This is a genomic window from Mycolicibacterium pyrenivorans (assembly GCF_025821625.1).
Taxonomy (GTDB): Bacteria; Actinomycetota; Actinomycetes; order Mycobacteriales; family Mycobacteriaceae; genus Mycobacterium; species Mycobacterium pyrenivorans.
Genome location: NZ_JACKSH010000089.1, coordinates 26569 through 44451 on the forward strand (window position 1 = coordinate 26569; position 17883 = coordinate 44451).

Below are 17883 nucleotides of genomic sequence, written 5' to 3' on the forward strand. Positions count from 1 at the left end.
CGAGCCGGAAGCAACAATCGCGGTGATTCACGTGTTGCGTGTGTTACTCAGCGGATCGCTACCGGACTACGGCCGGGCCACCACGCCGGACGTCCACTTCACGCCCTCGCCGACCGACATTCTGCTGACCGCGAAACCCTTCTCGCGGCCGTACTCCAGGACATCTCCCGGCAGTTCGGTCTCCGTGCTCAGAGCCAGCACCGCAGGTCCGGCGCCCGAAAGTACTGCTGCCAGGCCACAACGCCGGAGCATCGCCAGGTATTCCGCCGACGCCTGCATCGCGGCGGCCCGCTGCGGCTGGTGCAGGACGTCCTCGGTCGCCGCCATGAGCAGGTCGGGCCGCTCGGTCAGCGCGACGATCAGCAGCGCGGCCCGGCTCAGGTTGAAGCGTGCGTCGGTATGGCTGACCTGCTCGGGCAGCAGCACCCGGGTCTCCGCAGTGGACGAACGCACCTGCGGTACCGCGGCGAACACATTGATATCGGGGTGCAACCGGATCGGCGCCGCCGCGTAGCGCGGACGCCCGCCGGCAGCCTCCGTCCATGAGACCACCGCGCCGCCGAGCACTGCGGCGGCCGCGTTGTCGGGGTGGCCCTCGAACTCGGAAGACACCTGGACCAGCTGCTCAACGGTCATCGCATCCGAACCACCCTGCACCGCAAGGCCATTGGCAGCCGCGAGACCGCCGACCACGGCAGCGGCCGAGGAACCGAGCCCGCGAGAGTGTGGAATGTCGTTGCGGCAGCGGACGGTCAGGCCCGTTGCGACCACCCCGGACTCCCGCAGACCGCGTTCGATCGCGCGCACCACCAAGTGGGACCCGTCGAGCGGAACCTGACCGGCCCCTTCGCCGTCGACCTCGACATGGAGGCCGGATTCGGTTGTCTCGACCACGATTTCGTCGTACAGGCCCACGGCAAGGCCCAGGCTGTCGAAGCCGGGGCCGAGGTTGGCGCTCGAGGCTGCGACGACGGCGGTGGCCGTCAACCCGGGCGGCAGTGTGCGTGTCACCGGAATCCGTTCTAGACGAGGCCGAGCTTGGCGACCACGGCGACTGGATCGACGGGCACGGGAATGACCGCGGGCATGCCCTTCAGCGCAGTGTCGGGATCCTTGAGCCCGTTGCCGGTGACGGTGCACACCACGGTGGAACCCTTGGCGACCCAACCGTCTTCGATCGACTTCAGCAATCCGGCGATGCTCGCCGCCGACGCCGGTTCGACGAACACGCCCTCGGCGCGGGCTACCAGATGATAGGCGGCGAGGATCTCCTCGTCGGTGGCGGCCAGGAAGCGTCCGTCGGACTGCTGCTGGGCCTCCACCGCCGAGGTCCACGACGCGGGCGAGCCGATCCGGATGGCGGTGGCGATGGTCTCGGGATCACTGACCGGTTCGCCGAGCACCAGTGGCGCGGCGCCGGCGGCCTGGGTCCCCAGCATCCGCGGCAGCCGGTCGGTCAGACCGTCGCGGTGATACTCGGTGTAGCCCTTCCAGTACGCCGTGATGTTCCCCGCGTTGCCCACCGGCAACGCATGCACATCGGGCGCGTCGCCGAGAGCATCGACGATCTCGAAGGCCGCCGTCTTCTGGCCCTCGATCCGAAAGGGGTTGACCGAGTTGACCAGTGAGACACTGGGGAAATCAGCGGTGAGCTTGCGCGCGAGCTCGAGGCAGTCGTCGAAGTTCCCGTCGATCTGGATGATCTTGGCGCCGTGCATGACCGCCTGGGCCAGCTTGCCCATCGCGATCTTGCCCTGCGGCACCAACACAGCGCACGTGATGCCTGCGCGGGCCGCATACGCCGCGGCGGACGCCGAGGTGTTTCCGGTGGACGCGCACAGCACCGCCTGCTGACCGCGCGACACCGCCTCGGTCACGGCCACCGTCATGCCGCGGTCCTTGAACGACCCGGTCGGGTTGAGACCCTCGACCTTGAGATGCACCGTGCAACCGGTGTATTCGGACAACCGCGGGGCAGGCAGCAGCGGTGTGCCACCCTCGCGCAGGGTGATCGGTGTCCAACTGCTTTCGACGGGCAGCCGGTCACGGTAGGCCTCGATCAGACCCGGCCACGGCTGGTGCACGGCTCGGGGGGCAGTGGTACTCACTCGGTGGTCCCTTCCATCCGAAGGACGCTGTTGATGCTCTGAACGACCTCCAGATCGGCCAGCGCTTCCACGGTTTCGGACAACGCAGCGTCGGTCGCCCGGTGGGTCACGACGACGATACGCGCGCCGCAGCGCTGGCCGCCCTCGTCGACCATGCCCTCCTGACGCACCTCGGCGATGCTGACCTCGCGCTTGCTGAACTCCGCTGCCACGGCGGACAGGACGCCCGGCCGATCCGCGACGTTCATGTTGACGTAGTAGCGGGTCGGGATGAGGCCGATGGGCGCGATGGGCAGCTTGGCGTACTTCGACTCGCGGGGTCCGCGACCGCCCTGCACCCGGTTACGCGCGGCCATCACCAGGTCGCCCAGCACCGCCGACGCCGTCGGTGCTCCCCCGGCCCCCTGGCCGTAGAACATCAACCGTCCGGCCGCCTCGGCCTCGACGACCACCGCGTTGAAAGCGCCGTTGACCGAGGCCAACGGATGATCCAAGGGCACGAGCGCCGGGTAGACGCGAGCCGAGACCCGCTGCTGCCCGTCGTCGGTGGTGAGCCGCTCGCAGATCGCCAGCAGTTTGATCGTGCAACCGAGCGCGCGCGCCGACCCGAAGTCCGCCGAGGTCACCTTGGTGATGCCCTCGCGGTAGACGTCGTCGGCGCTGACGCGGGTGTGGAACGCGATCGACGCGAGGATGGCCGCCTTGGCCGCGGCGTCGTAACCCTCGACGTCGGCGGTCGGATCGGCCTCGGCGTACCCCAGCGCTCCGGCGTCGGCCAGCGCGTCCGCGTAATCGGCGCCGGTGCTGTCCATCTCGGAGAGGATGTAGTTGGTGGTGCCGTTGACGATCCCGGCCACCCGGAGCACGGTGTCGCCGGCCAGTGACTGGGTCAGCGGGCGGATGACGGGGATGGCGCCTGCGACTGCCGCCTCGAAATACAGGTCCACATGGGCGTGCTCGGCGGCCTGGGCGAGTTCACCCGCGGACACCGCCATCAGCGCCTTGTTGGCGGTGACGACCGACTTGCCCTGCTCCAGGGCGGCCAGGATCGCCTTGCGTGCCGGTTCGACCGGCCCCATGAGCTCGACGACGATGTCGACGTCGTCCCGGGAGACCAACTGCTCGATGTCGTCGGTCAACAACTCCGAGGGGACGCCACGATCACCGTCGACCCGCCGGACGCCGATCCCGCGCACCACCAGCGGCGCGCCGATGCGGGCGGTCAGGTCGTCCGCACTGTCCTGGATGATGCGCACCACCTGGCTGCCGACGTTGCCCAAACCCAGGACGGCTACTCCGATTTCACTGTCGATCGTGTTAGTCACCGTTCACCTCACTTCCAGACTCAAGAGATCGTCGACCGTTTCCCGGCGCAGGATCAGGCGTGCCCGCCCGTCGCGCACGGCCACCACGGCCGGTCGGCCGATCAGGTTGTAACGGCTCGACATCGAATAGCAGTATGCCCCGGTGGCTGCGACTCCCAGAAGGTCGCCCGGCGCGACATCGTCCGGCATCCATGCGTCGCGCACGACGATGTCGCCGCTCTCGCAGTGCTTTCCGACGACCCGCGACAGTGTCGGGACGGCGTCGCTGACCCGCGACAGCATCCGCACGTCGTACTCGGCGCCGTACAGCGACGTCCGGATGTTGTCGCTCATCCCGCCGTCCACGCTGATGTACCGACGGTGCCTGTCGGACGCCACGGCTACGTCTTTGACGGTGCCGACCTCGTAGAGGGTGATGGTACCCGGGCCGGCGATCGCGCGCCCCGGCTCCACCACCAGCTTGGGCGCGGGCACCCCGACGGCGGCGGACTCATTGCGCACGATCACCTGAAGTTTGTCCGCCAGTTCGTCCATCGGGGGCGGGTTGTCCTGCGGGAGATACGAGATCCCCAGTCCCCCGCCGAGGTCGACGATCGAGATCTGCGAGGTCTTGTCGACGCCGAACTCGGCGACGACGTCCCTCAGCAGTCCGATGACCCGGTGGGCGGCCAGCTCGAAGCCTGCCACGTCGAAGATCTGCGAGCCGATGTGGCTGTGCAGCCCGACCAGGCGAAGATGGTCGGCCTGGAAAACCGCACGCACCGCGGCCATCGCGGCCCCGCCGGCCAGCGACAGCCCGAACTTCTGGTCCTCGTGGGCGGTGGAGATGAACTCGTGGGTGTGCGCCTCGACCCCGACCGTGACGCGCACCAGCACGTCCTGCACCACGCCGGCTTCAGCCGCGATCCGATCGAGCCGCTCGATTTCGGTCATCGAGTCGAGCACCACGTGGCCGACACCGCTGGTCACCGCCGCGGTCAGTTCGGCGACGGATTTGTTGTTGCCGTGCAGAGCAATTCGCTCGGCGGGGAAGCCCGCGTGCAGCGCGACGGCCAACTCGCCGCCACTGGCGACGTCAAGGGACAGGCCCTCCTCGTCCACCCAGCGCGCCACCTCGGTGCACAGGAACGCCTTGGCGGCGTAGTGCACGTGCTCGCCACCGCCGAAGGCCGCCGAGATCGCGCGGCACCGTGCCCGGAAGTCGTCCTCGTCGATGACGAACACGGGGGTGCCGAACTCCGCCGCGATCTCGGGCACCGGGACACCGGCGATCGAAACCACACCGTCCTCGCCACGAACAGCGTTGCGCGGCCACACATTAGGAGCCAGGCGCAGAACCTCGGCGGCACTGCCCGGGCGGTCGGGGGCCCCGGCGTGGTGGATCTCCTCGGCATGCCGGGGACCGGCCGGGTGCGCGATCACATCCGCTCCGGGGCACTGACGCCGAGGATGGCCAGCCCGTTGGCGATGACCTGACGGGTGGCCGCACACAGCGCCAGCCGGGCAGCGTGCAGGTCACCCGGGTCCTCGTCACCCTGCGGCAGCACCCGGCACGAATCGTAGAACCGGTGATAGTCGCCTGCCAGGTCCTCGAGATACCGCGAGACCCGATGGGGCTCCCGCAGGTCGGCGGCCGTCTTCAGCACCCGGGGGAACTCGCCGATGTTGCGGATCAGCGTGCCCTCCTTGTCGTGGGTGAGCAGATCGAGATGCGCGGTGTCGGCCGCGATACCCAGTTCGGCGGCGTTGCGGGCCAGCGCGGAAAGCCGCGCGTGCGCGTATTGCACGTAGTAGACCGGGTTCTCGGCCGACGCCGAGGACCACAGGGCCAGGTCGATGTCGATCGGGGTGTCGACCGAACTGCGGATCAGCGCGTACCGGGCTGCGTCCACGCCGATCGCGTCGACGAGGTCGTCGAGCGTGATGACCGTGCCCGCGCGCTTGCTCATCCGGATGGGCTGCCCGTCGCGGACCAGGTTGACCATCTGGCCGATCAGCACCTCGACGGTGTCGGGGTCGTCCCCCAACGCGGCGGCGGCAGCCTTCAGACGCGCGATGTAACCGTGATGGTCGGCACCGAGCATGTAGATACAGAGATCGAAGCCGCGCTGACGCTTGTCCAGGTAGTACGCGAGATCGCCGGCGATGTAGGCGGGCTGGCCGTCGCTCTTGATCACGACACGGTCCTTGTCGTCGCCGAAGTCGGTGGTGCGCAACCAGACCGCGCCGTCGGCCTCGTAGATGCTGCCGGTCTCGCGCAGCTTGGCGATCGCCTGTTCCACCCTGCCGGAGGTGTGCATCGAGTCTTCGTGGGTGAACACGTCGAAGTCGGTGCCGAATTCGTGCAGCGAGCTCTTGATGTGGTCGAACATCAGGTTCACCCCGAGGGACCGGAACGTCTCGCGCATGTCGGCGTCGGGCAGGCTCAGCGCGTCCGGGTCCTTGGCCAGCACCGCCGATGCGATGTCGGCGATGTAGGTGCCCGCGTACCCGTCCTCCGGGGTGGGCTCGTTCTTTGCGGCGGCGATCAACGAGTTGGTGAACCGGTCGATCTGCGCGCCGTGGTCGTTGAAGTAGTACTCGCGTACCACCGTGGCGCCCTGGGTGCTCAACAGCCGGCCCAGCGCGTCGCCGACGGCGGCCCACCGGGTGCCGCCGATGTGGATCGGCCCGGTCGGATTGGCGGAGACGAACTCGAGGTTGACCTGCAGCCCCCCGAGGTCCGCCGAATCGCCGTAGCCTGCGCCGGCGGCGATGACGTCGCCGACGAGGACGTTCTGCGCCGACGCCTCGATCCGCAGGTTGACGAACCCGGGCCCGGCGACGTCCGCGGCGGAGATTCCGTGCTGCGCGGCGAGCGCGGCGGCCAGCCAGCCGGCCAGTTCGCGCGGGTTGACGCCGACCTTCTTGCCCAGCTGAAGCGCCAGGTTGGTGGCGTAGTCACCGTGTTCCGGATTGCGGGGACGCTCGACGGTGACAGTCGTGGGCAGCGCGGCGGGGTCCAGGTCGTGCTCGGCGAGCACCGCGGTGGCGGTGGACTTGAGCAGCTCAGCCAGATCGGCGGGGGTCACGGGGGTCCATCCTATGGTCTGAGGTCATCACGCCCCGAATCCATTTACCCTCGTGGGGATGCGCTACGCTAGCCACGCCCATTGGCGCAGTCAGTTCCGCATGCGCCCCCGTAGCTCAGGGGATAGAGCGTCTGCCTCCGGAGCAGAAGGCCGCAGGTTCGAATCCTGCCGGGGGCACCCCATTCGCCCAGGTGACACGGCGTTCTACCGAACGCCCAACGCATCCTCTGCTGATAGCGCGACCGGCATTTCCAAGCGCCTGCGATCGACCGATTCGCCCGTCAGGCGCCAGCACCGACCGCGGTGTCGGCACGTCAGCGGGGCAATCAGGGGCGCGCCTGGGCTCTCCGTAGCGGGTGCTCAACGGCACCGCGCCGGCCCAGGCTCCCGCCGCGACGTCCTCCTCAGGGTCGTCGGGCCAGCCGCCACTCACCTTCAGCGACCAGTTGTCGTCGCCGATCGCGAGCCGCAACGCCATGGTGGCGGCCAGTTCCTTGCGGCTGCTGGGGCGCAGCTCGGCCACCCGGCCGGGTATGAAGGTGTCGGTCAGGGCTTCCAGATACGCGGCCTTCTGCTCGGCACCCACCACATCGAACGTCCCGAAAACCACCGCACTGCGGTAGCGGAACGACGACTCGAAGGCGCTGCGCGCCACCACAACTCCGTCCAGCGTTGTCACCGACACCGCCACCGCGGCCCCGTCGGCGACGGCGCGCATCCACGGCGATCCGGTGGAGCCGTGGATCACCAACGAGTCCTCGATGCGGGCGAATCCGGTGGGAAAGGCTGCGGGAAGGCCGTCGCGCACCAGGGCTATCGTCGCCAGCGGTGTGGCATCGAGCAGCGCATTCAGCTCCGCGCGAGACGCGCTCTGCTTTTCGGCGAGGCGGGATGTTCGGGTCGGTGGCGGACGCACGGCAGCAAGCCTCGCACCATCGGCGTTCGTGCACGCGCCGTTTGCTGCTCCGACGACCAGACCCCGGTTACGACCATTCCGCAAGCACGCGCATCTTGCCGGCCTTGACGGCTGCGTCCCGGCGCAGCCTCTTGAGCTCGGCCGCGAAGGCGTTGCTGTCGTTGTCCTGGAAGTTCAGCGGCAGCTCAAGTGCGTCGATCAGCTTGCGTTCGAGGTGCCACGGCTCGGGATGCAGAACCCACGACACGGCGGCGTTCTCGGCCATCCACTGGTTCAGGACGCTTTCGCCTCCCGCGAAGGTCATGCGCTTGCCCGATCCGACCCGGCGCAGCACGAACCCGAGCTCACCCCCGAGCAGAATGCCGAGAGACTTGCGCAGCGTGGAACCGTCCGCACTGGCGCCGCCGGCACCGAAGTGATACCTGATCCGTTTGCGTAGATCCTGGGGCGCCCGCGGCTTGCCGTCCGGCCGTGGCGGCCCGGAGGTGATCCCCACGTAGAGCAGTGTCCAGCCGTCTTGCTGTTGGCAACCCCCGACGTCGATTCCGCCAGGGATGTCGCGAAACCACCAGCCATGGACACCCGCCTCGGCGGGTACCGGACACGGTTCGCTGAACACCTCGTCACACGTGTACCGCTGAGCCGCGAGGAACCTGGAAACGGCATCAGCGCTGCGCTTCGCAGAGATCGACTCGGCCATCGCCTCACCCTAGCTGCCGGTCGGACCGGGCGAGGTGTCGCTCTGCTGTCCCCCACCCCTCGGACGTACCGTCGCCCCCAACCAGTTCGCCCAGCTCACTGCGGGTTCATCGCTACGTCGTCCCGGCGGGTGCGCTCTGGACCCCCTGTCGGTGAATCCGTTCGTCTGTTCACCGGGATGCGGCAGCTTCGAGTGCTGTACTGAGTAATGCGGTCAGCGGCTCTGCTTGTTCTCTGCTGCGTGCTGGCGTCGGCACCGGTGGTGTCTGCGCAGGCCGAACCGCCGGCGACGCCGGACCTGCGCGGCTATCGCACCGTTCCGGTTGACGGCTTCGTCGTCGACGGTGCGGCCTACTTCCAGACACCCGACGGACTTCGGTGCGCGATCCTGCCGACGAACGGGACAGCCGGCTGTGACGGAGCCCTACCTGCCACACCGGCCGGCGTCAACGAAATAGTGCTGGCCGCCGAGGTCAACACGCGGGGCCTTCGCGCAACAGCGAATCCCTCGTTCCTGACACCGTCCGGCAGCGCTGCCCCGGTACTGCCAGAGGGCGCGAAGATCGCATACGGCGACGTCGAATGCGCTGTCGACGCCGGATCGATCACGCTGTGCGCCAAGGGGACCCCGGCGATGCAGTGGATGGTGATCTCCGCCGAGCGCACCGGAATCGGTCCGGCAACGGAAGGTCTCCCACCAGGATTCCCCGATCCCAACGATTTCATCGTCGGCGACGACGACTACGTCGTCGGTACGGGGCCGAAGAACATGTTTCCGGTCTTCACCGCCGGGGGCGGCCTCACCTGCTCGATCGTCACGTTCAGTGGCGGCGAGATCGGCTGCAATGGGCCGCTTCCCGGGGTCAGCGGCGGCGAGAACGAGATCTTCGCGCAGCTGCCGGGCACCACGGGAATCCGACGCACGGACAACCCGAAGTTCAGCACACCCGACTACCCTGGGCAGGTCCGGCAGCTGCCTGTCGGGAACAGGGTGAACGGGATCGGCGGCATCTGCATGGCGATTCCCGGAGGGGTCGCCTGTTACGGCGCCCTCGCCGACCAGGTGCAGGGATTCGAGGTATCGGCGACGGAAACGTCGACATTCGGGTGAGACCGCAGCAGTTCGGCTAGCGCGGCGCGTTGTCGCCGCCGGACGTCGGCCTGCCCGTCCGTGGCGGCCATCCGAAAGTGTCCACCCCGGTATCGATCGATTCGGGCGTGCGGTTCTCGGAATCGGTGACGATCAAGCGCTTCGGAGTCGACGCGTCGACGTAGGCGACCACATCGCCACGTCCCCAGACGGGCCCGGGGCTGTCGGCGGCCACATCGGCGATCGTCGTGCGCGGCAGCGGTGACCGGGCGTCCAACACCTGAATGGTCTTCGAGTATCCGTCCGCACTCGTTTGAGTGAAGGCAACCGCACCCGATTCGAGGGCTGCGACGTCTCCGAACAGTGCCTGGCCGACGAACAGCGATGTCGGTGAGGCGGCCGGATCACCAGCCTTTGCGCCGCCGGGGGCGGCGACGGAGTAGACGCCGCCGTCGCGGAGTGTGAACGGGATGTCGGCGAACAGCTCACCGGACGCGTCGCCGTCAGCGAACAAGACTGCCTGACCGTCATCGCTGTAGGTCACCGAAAAGGCGTTGGTGTCTTTGGCCACGGAAGTCGAGGGGCCGCCCACCGCGAGGACGTTGACATCGACCGGGGACACGTCGCTACGTCCACCCGTCCAGGCGATGTGTTGGCCGTCGGGCGCCCAGGCGTACCCGGCGTCGGCGAACAGTCGCTGGTCGGGCGAGACGATCTCACCACTGACGGCGTCGGCGACGAAGAGAAAGCCGCCCCCTTCCCCGGCCTGCAGGAAAGCGACCTGGTTCCCGGTGGGCGACCAGCGCGGCGACACGATCCTGGTGGACACATCGCCGGACTCGGGCGCGCCGGACAGCGACGGCAGTGCTGCCGGCTCGACGAGCCGCCGCGGTGGCCCCTCAGGTATGCGGTCAGGCGAGAGGTCGCGCACCCACAACTCGCCGCCGTAGTCGGACGCATCCGCCTTCCGGATGTAAGCCACATGCGCGAGGTCGGGCGAAGGCGCGGGATCGGTGTCCGCCGGCCCGTCGGTGAGCTTGCGACCCGGGGTCCCGGCGGGATCGCTGACGTAGAGCGAACCCGCCTTCGAGTAGAAGAGCGCGGGCTGGGCGAGCAGCGGGGCGGTCGTAACGGCGTCCGGTGTCGAGGGTGCAGTCGCATCCTGACTCGTCGTGGGTGCAGGGGTGCAGGCGGCAAAGACCAAGACCACAACATGCGCCGATATCCAGACGGTCGCGATACGCCGAGGCACTTTCATGGCCGACTCCCGTCACCCGTGTTCAATTGCGCTGCGGCCCAAGCGAACAGGTCGGCAGGGAACGCCTGGCCTTGGTATCCGACGTATGCCACCCCGAGAAAACGGTCGGCATCGTGGGTCCACGCCACCGCGCCGTCTTTGAGGTGCCAGTCGGTTCCGGTGTTCCGCCCGCAGGCGATCAGGCCGTACCGGTCGCCGTCCACTCCCAGCACCGGGGTGGGTTCCGGCGACGCTCTCCCGGGGCATGTCGCGGGCGCCCAGTCCGGACGCATGAGGTAGGCCGCGAACGCGTCGCGGAGAGCGGTGTCGTCGCCGAACAGCCAGTAGGCCGCGTATGTCGGGCCGCCGGCCAAGGAATTGTCTCGGCAGGTGACGGCTGCCAGCGCGCCCGTCGAATCGGCCGGTGCGCAGGAGTCGCTGCCATACCCCGAAGGGAGCATGCCCATCAGATCGGCGGACGGGTCGGCGCCGGCCGTGGGAATCACGCTGACGGCGGCCACGGCTATGGCCGCAGCGATGCATGATCCGCGAAGCACGAAAGCCAGCTTCGGCCCAAGGCTGGTTCGGCAGAAGGGACTTTCGGCCTGCGCGAATGCGCCATAGGGCCCTCACGCAGAGCGACACCGACGGGTTTGAGTGCTAGGACGCGCGTTGGTTTTCGGGGAGGAGCTTCCGATGATTTCACGTTCCGTCGCCCGACTGGCGGTGGCAACATTGCTGCTTTCCCCGCTCGCCGGCGTCTCGGTGAGCCCGGCGGCGGCCCAGCCGTCGACGGCGCCCTGCGTCAGCGGAGACCAAGCAGTCGACCCGCTCTCCCTGATCCTGTTTCAGGACTCGCTCTTCGAACCGCCGCTGGAGCAACCGGACACACCGTCACCGAGCTGTGAAGACCAGCGGCAGGAATGCTTCTCGGGAAGTGCGCAAGAAGGCATTTACGGCGAGAGGTATGTGCCGGTGGAAGCTGTCCGGATGTGCATGGAGCAATACCGGGCCTGCCTCGGCTCGCAATCCGAGGGGGAAGGGTAGGGATGACGGATCGGCGAAGCTTGTGACAGCGTCGATACGGTTGCGCTGCTGTCGCAGAACGCGGTGGCCGGCAGCGAATCCTCGAGTTTGGCGATGGCTTCCGCTGCCCAGTCGAGGTCGGCGAATGAGCCTGTCCACGGTGACACGTTTCCGAACATCACATCCGCGCGCAATCACCGCCCGCGCCCCTGTCGGGACACGGGCGGTGACTTGGACGAGCTATTCGAATCCGGGCGCTTTACAGATTGCCCAGGATCTGGTTGAGCAGGTTGATGATGTTCTGCAGGATGCCGCTCAAGATGCCCTCAGGACCGGCGAGCGCACACAGCAACTGCCCGAGCAGGCCATCGGACGGGATCGCGGTGATCACCAGGTCCACCTGGTTCAGCTGAACCCTCAGGCCCAGCAGATTCAGGTCGAGCGGCCCCAGCGTCAGGTTCAGGACCGAGCAGCTTGCCTGTTGGCTCGCGAGCTGGACCTGATCCTGGCCAGTTGCTGATGACCATGCCGACGGCTGGCCTTCCTGGGGGAACGTGATGTCGGCGACCGGCATCGCCACTTCCTGCTTCACATTGCCTTGGCCCGGGTTTCCCGGTGCACCCGGTCCTCTGTCCGGCTTGGGACCCTGTGCCTGAGGGGGCATGACCTGTCCGGTCAGTTCGCCGACGAGAGCGATGCCTTTAGGAGCCGACGGATCCTCCTTGGCACTGTTCGCCGTGAACGTACCGGTGAACACCTGTTGTCCGGTGTCGAGGTCGATACCCGTGACAGCGACGGACCGCTGTGAACCGGGCGCTTCCGGAGGTTGGGCTTGTGCGACGTGGCCGGTGATCATGCCGAAAAGCGCGATCATGGCGGTGCTCAACACGACGATGAGCGGCCTTACTAGTCGTGACATTTGGAACTCCTTTGTCTTCCTGCGGGTTTGTCTTCCTGCTGGGTGGGAGGTGACCCTGCGCCGGTTTGCGCACAGCCCGCAGATCGGAGCCCGACCCCCCAAGGCGGCTCGTCCTGCCCCGTTCCTGTTTTGCCGGGAAGCACACGTCCAAACCCTTTCAGGCGACGCTCTTTTCACCGGCGTTAGTTTGCTATGAGCGGCTAATTAACTGGCCTGAAGATGAAGGTGGGCGAAACTCCCAGGTCCGAGCATCAACGGTGACTGGCGGTCACTGCTTGGCGATTAGCCACCAATCCGAATCTCGTCGATCAGCCGCACGGCGCCGATATTGTTGGTTGCGGAGGAGCCCGGGTGGATCACGGGACCTACACGCGCCAGGTTGGCCCCTGCGTCACCTCTCCTGGGTTTGCGGTGGCTCGGCAAGTCCGCAAGAACCCCCGAGCACCGCCCGACCAGCGCCTTTGCCCCCTGAGGAAATGCCTGCGGCGCCGAATGCGATACAACATACGTAACCCCTGAACGACGCATCCACCCAGGCAAAGGAGTGCACGATGCAGGTGAAGAAATATCTCGCCGCCACAGCGATCTTCAGCGGTCTCGGAGCGACAGCCCTCGGGTTCGGTGCGGGCCAGGCCAACGCCGACCACGACTGGTGGCTGCCGAACCCGCCACCCCCAGGGCACGTCGGGCACGTCGTCGGCGTGCCGCCCGGTCACATCGGGCAGTGGGTCGGGGTTCCCCCCGGGCACTGGGACAAGCCGTGGAAGTGGCTCACGTAGCCGCTCAAGCAGTTCCGGAGGAGCCGCGCATCCGTCGAACAGACAGACCGTGGTCAAACGACAAGCGTTGTGCCGGTTTCGGTTTCGGCGAACTCCCAGAGCCGTCCGGCGACGTCGTAGTCGCACGCGTTGGGGGTCCGGCCGCTCAGTGTCGGGCCGCCCTTGAAGCCGAACCTGCCGTCGATGCCCACATAGCTGCCCGGCGGGATGGGCTCGGCGATGCAGTACAACGTCGGCGCGGCACCGGCATCGATGTCGTTTCCGATCCTGTTCGCGACCGACTGCGCCACCGAATGAACCATCCCCATCACCCGCGTGTCGGACACGTTGGTCAGGTTGGACGCGACCCAGCCGGGGTGCGTCAGCTGGCTCACCACCGGTGAGCCTGCCGCGCGCAGCCGCCGGTCCAGTTCCAGTCCCCACAGCATCACGGCCAGCTTCGAGCGGGCGTAGGCCGGAAACGACGACCATTTGTCGGAGCGCAGGTGCGGGTCGTCGAACGCGATCGTCGCCGACTTGTGGGCGTCGGATCCGACATTGATGATCTGCGACCGCACCCGGTCGAACAGCAGGTTGGTCAGCGCGAAGGGCCCAAGGAAGTTCGTGCCGATCGTGATCTCGAACCCGTCCACGGTGTCGCTTCGATGCTGCGCGACCAACCCCGCGTTGTTGATCAGGATGTCGACGTCGCCCCCGAACAGCCCGGGGAAGGCCCGCACCGACCCCTGATCGGCCAGGTCGAGCTTCACCACCTCGGTATCGCCGCCCATCTCCGCGGCACGCCGAGCACCCAGCTCGAGGTTGCGAACCGCCAGGATCACGTGGGCACCCGCGCGCGCGAGCGCACGTGCCGTCGCCAGCCCGACGCCGTTGGTTGCGCCCGTCACGATGATGCGCTTGCCACTGAGATTGCCGAGTCGGCTCGGCGACCAGTCCGATGTCACGCAGCGAGAGTAGCCGCGGGATCGGTCGGCTCTGCCCCGCTGGCTCCAGCTACATGCCCGGTTGCCGGTGGATCGCCGTCGCCTGGTCCTGTCCGTACTGGGTGGCGAGGTCGGCAGGCACCGGATCGTTGGTGGGGCCGTCGAATTGGACCTCGACCGCCGAATTCCCTTCGGTGAACAGCAGGACACTGACCGACTGCGTCCCGTCCGGGGACATACCCGTCACCAGCGTCCCGCCGGCGCCGACCGGTACCGGCTGGCTCCCCTGTTCGGCGACGATCGACGCCAGGCCGCCTCGCAAGGCGTCCATGGAGCCGGCCGCAGCCTGCGGGGTGGGCAGCACCAAGATCGTCGTGGTGATCCCCCGGCTCCCGTCGCGGTGGGTGAACTCCTGCTCGACACCTTGCTGACCGTCCGGGTTCAACACCGGCGCCATCGGCACGTAGGCCGACGAGTCCGTGATGGCGTTGGGGTTCACCGGCAGCGCGGTGTAATCGGGCGCGGCCACGGCCGTTCCCATGCCGGCGGTGGTGAGGGCGACGACGACGGCAACGCCGCCGAGCCATGAAGTCCCCCTCCGGGATGAGTTCGGTGGCCTGAACAACTCGTGAGATTACGCCCCCAATTGACGTGACAAGCAATAACTCCGCGCTGCGCAGCAACGTGTCTCAGTCGTCCCCGACGGCCCGCCGGACCGGGATTACGGCGTCCGTTCGTGTGCCGACCAACCAGGTGGTTAGTCTGCAGTGGAGTCCATCGATGGAGCAGGAGGCCGCCATGCAGTTGGCGTTGACACCCGAGGAAGCTGCTTTCCGCGACGAGCTGCGCACCTTCTACCGGACCGAGATCCCGGCCGAGATCCGCGAACGCACCCGCGCCGGCGCAGAGGTCAGCCGCGACGACATCGTCACCAGCAACAAGATCCTCAACGACCACGGGCTCGCGGTGCCCAACTGGCCGGTCGAATGGGGTGGCAAGGACTGGACACCCACGCAGCAGCAGATCTGGCTCGACGAGATGCAGCTGGCCAGCGTGCCGGAACCTCTGACCTTCAACGCCAACATGGTGGGCCCGGTGATCGCCGAGTTCGGCTCCCAGGAAATCAAGGAGCGCTTCCTGCCGCCGACCGCGGCGGTGGACATCTGGTGGTGCCAGGGGTTCAGCGAGCCCGAGGCCGGCTCGGATCTGGCGTCGCTGCGGACGACGGCGCTGCGCGACGGAGACAGCTACGTGGTCAACGGCCAGAAGACGTGGACCACGCTGGGCCAGTACGCCGACTGGATCTTCTGCCTGGTCCGCACCGACCCTGACGCCCCGAAGAAGCAGGCAGGCATCTCATTTCTGCTCATCGACATGAACACCCCGGGCATCACGCTGCGGCCGATCAAGCTGATCGACGGAAGCTACGAGGTGAACGAGGTCTTCTTCGAGGACGTCCGGGTGCCCGCCGACCAGCTCGTCGGTGAGGAGAACCAGGGCTGGACGTATGCGAAGTTCCTCCTGGGCAACGAACGCAACGGCATCGCCCAGGTCGGCCGCACCAAGCTTCGCCTCGCCGAGGTCAAGGAGCGCGCGACGGCCGGCGGGCTCATCGACGATCCACTGTTCGCCGCCCGGCTGGCCGAAGCCGAGAATGACATCCTGGCACTGGAACTGACACAGATGCGGGTCGCCTCGGGCTCGAAGGGCGGCAAGCCGAACCCCGCCTCGTCGGTGCTGAAGCTGCGCGGCAGTCAGTTGCAGCAGATCGCCACCGAGTTGCTGGTGGAGGTCGCCGGACCGGACGCGCTGCCGTTCGATGCCGGGGACGCCATCGCGTCGCCGGACTGGGCACAGCACAGTGCACCGCGCTACCTCAACTACCGCAAGACATCGATCTACGGCGGCAGCAATGAGGTGCAGCGCACCATCATCGCGTCGACCATCCTCGGATTGTGAGATAAGCCATGGACTTTCAACTGAGTGAAGAGCAGACCCTGCTCCGCGACACCACCAGGGACGTGCTGTCGCGCACGTACGACACCGAGAACAGGCTCAAGGTCCTCGACACCGATCTGGGCTGGAGCCGCGACGTGTGGAAGCAGCTGGCTGAGATCGGCATCCTCGGGCTGGGGTTCGACGAGGACGCGGGCGGTCAGATCGAGATCCAGGTGGTGCTGACCGAGGTCGGTCGCCGCCTCGCACCCGAGCCGGTGGTCCATGCGGCGCTGGGCCCGGGTTCGCTGATCGCCGAGGTCGGCACCGCGGAACAGCGCGGGCTGCTCGACGAGATCGCCGCCGGTGAGCGACTGCTGGCCTTCGCGCACTCCGAACCGGGCATGCGCCGGCCGACGGCTGGGGTGACGACAAGCGCTGTCCGCGAAGGAGATTCGTGGGTGATCAACGGGCTGAAGAGCCCCGTCCTGGCCGGCGACTGCGCGGACACGCTGGTGGTCAGCGCCGCGTTGCCCGACGGCGGCACCGGGCTGTTCCTCGTCGACGCCGCGGCGGTGACGCGGACGCCGTACCGCACCTTCGACGGTCAGCGCGGCGCACAACTCGGCTTCGACAAGACACCCGCAGAACCGTTGGGCGAGGCTGCGGATGCCTCCGCCGCGATCGGCCGCACGCTGGTGCGGATCTCCTCGGCCCTGTGCGCCGAGGCGCTCGGCGCGATGGAGGAGGCGCTGCGCCTGACGGCGGAGTACCTCACCCAGCGCAAGCAGTTCGGCGTCACCCTGAGCAAGTTCCAGACACTCACCCAACGCGCCGCCGACATGTACGTCTCGCTGGAACTCGCGCGGAGCATGGCGTTGTACGCGGCGATGTCGATCGCCGACGGCGACCTCGACCCGACCATCGCGGCGCGCGCCAAACTGCAGATCGGCCGGTCCGGTCGCCACATCAGCCAGGAGGCCATCCAGCTGCACGGCGGGATCGGCGTGACTGCCGAATACCCGGTCGGCCATTACGCGGCGCGGCTCACCGCGATCGAGCACACCCTCGGGTCCTCGCAGGACCAGCTGCACGCGCTGATCGGCCAACTCGGCGACTACGGAGTCGTCACCATCTAAGCCACCCGTCGGCCGCAGGTTCGGGCTCCCACGGGTCAGTACGAGTCGCTCAGCCGGATCCACTCGTAGGGGGGTTTCTGCGGCCACCCCTGCGGTGAGTCCTCCCAGCTCTCCTGGCGCCCGTACGGCGTCAAGTCGAGCAGGTCGAACACCATCATGAAGGGTTCCTCGCCGCGGTTGAAGGTCTGCCAGGTGTGGAACACCCGGTCACCGTCGCGCAGGAACACGCTGATGGAGTGGTGTTCCTCGCCGTCGACGGTGGCATGGAAGTCCTCGTTGAACGTCGACCGCCCGGACGACACCCACGGCAGGTCCCAGCCCATCCGGTCCTTGAACGCGATCAGCTTGCCCACCGGGGCGCGCGAGATCAGCACGAAGGACGTGTCCTTGGCGTGCAGGTGCGACAGTGGACCGATGTGATCGGCCATCATCGAGCAGCCCGGACAGCCCTCGTCCCAGTCGGGCCCGAACATGAAGTGCTGCACGATCAGCTGGCTGCGGCCGTCGAAGAGGTCCAGCAGCGACAGCGGGCCTGCCTCGGTGTCGAACGCGTACGGTTCGCTGATCTCCACCATCGGAAGCCGCCGTCGCGCCGCGCTCACCGCATCCTTGAGCCGGAAGAGTTCCTTCTCGCGGACGAGCAGTTCGGCGCGTGCCCGCTGCCACTCGTCCCTCGACACGACCGGCGGCATGGCTCTGACGGTGTTCATGCCACG

The 17883-nt window shown here is 67.7% G+C and carries 18 protein-coding genes, 1 tRNA gene and 1 pseudogene; 7 read left to right on the forward strand and 13 right to left on the reverse strand.

The window, feature by feature from the left end; translation table 11 throughout:
• Positions 1–66: 66 nt before the first annotated feature.
• The 5 genes from thrB to argS are packed head-to-tail and all read right to left on the reverse strand — an operon-like array spanning position 67 to position 6504.
• Positions 67–1011: a homoserine kinase gene (gene thrB, locus H7I57_RS10965; protein ID WP_264023519.1), complete on the reverse strand. Its 945-nt coding sequence runs from the start codon at positions 1009–1011 to the stop codon at positions 67–69.
• A gap of 11 nt (positions 1012–1022) precedes the next feature.
• On the reverse strand, positions 1023–2108 hold the full coding sequence (thrC, locus tag H7I57_RS10970; RefSeq protein WP_264023520.1) for a threonine synthase: 1086 nt from the start codon (positions 2106–2108) through the stop codon (positions 1023–1025).
• Positions 2105–3421, reverse strand: a complete 1317-nt coding sequence (locus H7I57_RS10975; protein WP_264023610.1) for a homoserine dehydrogenase — start codon at positions 3419–3421, stop codon at positions 2105–2107. The genes thrC and H7I57_RS10975 overlap by 4 nt, the downstream gene beginning before the upstream one ends.
• A gap of 15 nt (positions 3422–3436) precedes the next feature.
• Positions 3437–4855 carry a diaminopimelate decarboxylase gene (gene lysA, locus H7I57_RS10980; RefSeq protein ID WP_308204344.1) on the reverse strand — a complete coding sequence of 473 codons (1419 nt, stop codon included), beginning with the start codon at positions 4853–4855 and terminating at the stop codon, positions 3437–3439.
• Positions 4852–6504, reverse strand: coding sequence for an arginine--tRNA ligase (gene argS / locus H7I57_RS10985; RefSeq protein WP_264023521.1), 1653 nt, complete (start codon positions 6502–6504; stop codon positions 4852–4854). The genes lysA and argS overlap by 4 nt, the downstream gene beginning before the upstream one ends.
• 104 nt (positions 6505–6608) lie before the next feature.
• Between argS and H7I57_RS10990 the strand changes: the two genes are divergently transcribed.
• Both H7I57_RS10990 and H7I57_RS10995 read left to right on the forward strand, forming a co-directional pair.
• Positions 6609–6681 (forward strand) — tRNA-Arg (locus H7I57_RS10990).
• A gap of 179 nt (positions 6682–6860) precedes the next feature.
• The gene (locus tag H7I57_RS10995) at positions 6861–7127 is read left to right on the forward strand and encodes a hypothetical protein (RefSeq protein ID WP_264023522.1); all 267 of its coding nucleotides are present in this window, start codon (positions 6861–6863) and stop codon (positions 7125–7127) included.
• Here the strand turns inward: H7I57_RS10995 and H7I57_RS33210 are convergent.
• A pseudogene (locus H7I57_RS33210) lies at positions 7022–7420 on the reverse strand (pyridoxamine 5'-phosphate oxidase family protein); the annotation flags it as partial. The gene H7I57_RS10995 and the pseudogene H7I57_RS33210 overlap by 106 nt on opposite strands.
• Before the next feature lie 67 nt (positions 7421–7487).
• Positions 7488–8120, reverse strand: coding sequence for a GIY-YIG nuclease family protein (locus H7I57_RS11005; protein ID WP_264023523.1), 633 nt, complete (start codon positions 8118–8120; stop codon positions 7488–7490).
• 240 nt (positions 8121–8360) lie between these two features.
• Here H7I57_RS11005 and H7I57_RS11010 point away from each other — a divergent pair, with 240 nt between their 5' ends.
• A complete protein-coding gene (locus H7I57_RS11010; RefSeq protein ID WP_264023524.1) occupies positions 8361–9230 on the forward strand; it encodes a hypothetical protein in 870 nt (289 codons plus the stop codon).
• Positions 9231–9246: 16 nt separating this feature from the next.
• Here H7I57_RS11010 and H7I57_RS11015 read toward each other — a convergent pair whose 3' ends face one another.
• Together H7I57_RS11015 and H7I57_RS11020 are read right to left on the reverse strand one after the other, a co-directional pair.
• A complete protein-coding gene (locus H7I57_RS11015; protein WP_264023612.1) occupies positions 9247–10419 on the reverse strand; it encodes a beta-propeller domain-containing protein in 1173 nt (390 codons plus the stop codon).
• A gap of 44 nt (positions 10420–10463) precedes the next feature.
• Positions 10464–11003: a hypothetical protein gene (locus H7I57_RS11020; protein WP_264023525.1), complete on the reverse strand. Its 540-nt coding sequence runs from the start codon at positions 11001–11003 to the stop codon at positions 10464–10466.
• A gap of 139 nt (positions 11004–11142) precedes the next feature.
• Here H7I57_RS11020 and H7I57_RS11025 point away from each other — a divergent pair, with 139 nt between their 5' ends.
• The gene (locus tag H7I57_RS11025; RefSeq protein WP_264023526.1) at positions 11143–11493 is read left to right on the forward strand and encodes a hypothetical protein; all 351 of its coding nucleotides are present in this window, start codon (positions 11143–11145) and stop codon (positions 11491–11493) included.
• A gap of 238 nt (positions 11494–11731) precedes the next feature.
• Here H7I57_RS11025 and H7I57_RS11030 read toward each other — a convergent pair whose 3' ends face one another.
• Positions 11732–12358 carry a hypothetical protein gene (locus H7I57_RS11030; protein WP_264023527.1) on the reverse strand — a complete coding sequence of 209 codons (627 nt, stop codon included), beginning with the start codon at positions 12356–12358 and terminating at the stop codon, positions 11732–11734.
• Between the two features lie 584 nt (positions 12359–12942).
• On the opposite strand from H7I57_RS11030, the gene H7I57_RS11035 reads away from it, so the two are divergent.
• Entirely contained in the window at positions 12943–13170 is a 228-nt protein-coding gene (locus H7I57_RS11035) for a hypothetical protein (protein ID WP_264023528.1), read from the forward strand.
• A 53-nt stretch (positions 13171–13223) separates the two neighbouring features.
• Here H7I57_RS11035 and H7I57_RS11040 read toward each other — a convergent pair whose 3' ends face one another.
• Both H7I57_RS11040 and H7I57_RS11045 read right to left on the reverse strand, forming a co-directional pair.
• On the reverse strand, positions 13224–14114 hold the full coding sequence (locus tag H7I57_RS11040) for an SDR family NAD(P)-dependent oxidoreductase (RefSeq protein ID WP_264023529.1): 891 nt from the start codon (positions 14112–14114) through the stop codon (positions 13224–13226).
• 49 nt (positions 14115–14163) lie between these two features.
• On the reverse strand, positions 14164–14718 hold the full coding sequence (locus H7I57_RS11045) for a hypothetical protein (protein WP_264023530.1): 555 nt from the start codon (positions 14716–14718) through the stop codon (positions 14164–14166).
• Between the two features lie 173 nt (positions 14719–14891).
• On the opposite strand from H7I57_RS11045, the gene H7I57_RS11050 reads away from it, so the two are divergent.
• On the forward strand, positions 14892–16052 hold the full coding sequence (locus H7I57_RS11050; RefSeq protein ID WP_264023613.1) for an acyl-CoA dehydrogenase family protein: 1161 nt from the start codon (positions 14892–14894) through the stop codon (positions 16050–16052).
• Between the two features lie 8 nt (positions 16053–16060).
• Positions 16061–17167 carry an acyl-CoA dehydrogenase family protein gene (locus tag H7I57_RS11055; RefSeq protein ID WP_264023531.1) on the forward strand — a complete coding sequence of 369 codons (1107 nt, stop codon included), beginning with the start codon at positions 16061–16063 and terminating at the stop codon, positions 17165–17167.
• Positions 17168–17202: 35 nt separating this feature from the next.
• Here H7I57_RS11055 and H7I57_RS11060 read toward each other — a convergent pair whose 3' ends face one another.
• Positions 17203–17877, reverse strand: a complete 675-nt coding sequence (locus tag H7I57_RS11060) for a DUF899 domain-containing protein (RefSeq protein ID WP_264023532.1) — start codon at positions 17875–17877, stop codon at positions 17203–17205.
• Between the last annotated feature and the right edge of the window lie 6 nt (positions 17878–17883).

Coding starts and splice junctions, on each gene's coding strand:
- H7I57_RS11035 (WP_264023528.1), top strand. CDS start 12,943: ATGCAGGTGAAGAAATATCTCGCCGCCACAGCGATCTTCAGCGGTCTC.
- H7I57_RS11050 (WP_264023613.1), top strand. CDS start 14,892: ATGCAGTTGGCGTTGACACCCGAGGAAGCTGCTTTCCGCGACGAGCTG.
- H7I57_RS11025 (WP_264023526.1), top strand. CDS start 11,143: ATGATTTCACGTTCCGTCGCCCGACTGGCGGTGGCAACATTGCTGCTT.
- H7I57_RS11005 (WP_264023523.1), bottom strand. CDS start 8,120: ATGGCCGAGTCGATCTCTGCGAAGCGCAGCGCTGATGCCGTTTCCAGG.
- H7I57_RS11060 (WP_264023532.1), bottom strand. CDS start 17,877: ATGAACACCGTCAGAGCCATGCCGCCGGTCGTGTCGAGGGACGAGTGG.
- H7I57_RS11055 (WP_264023531.1), top strand. CDS start 16,061: ATGGACTTTCAACTGAGTGAAGAGCAGACCCTGCTCCGCGACACCACC.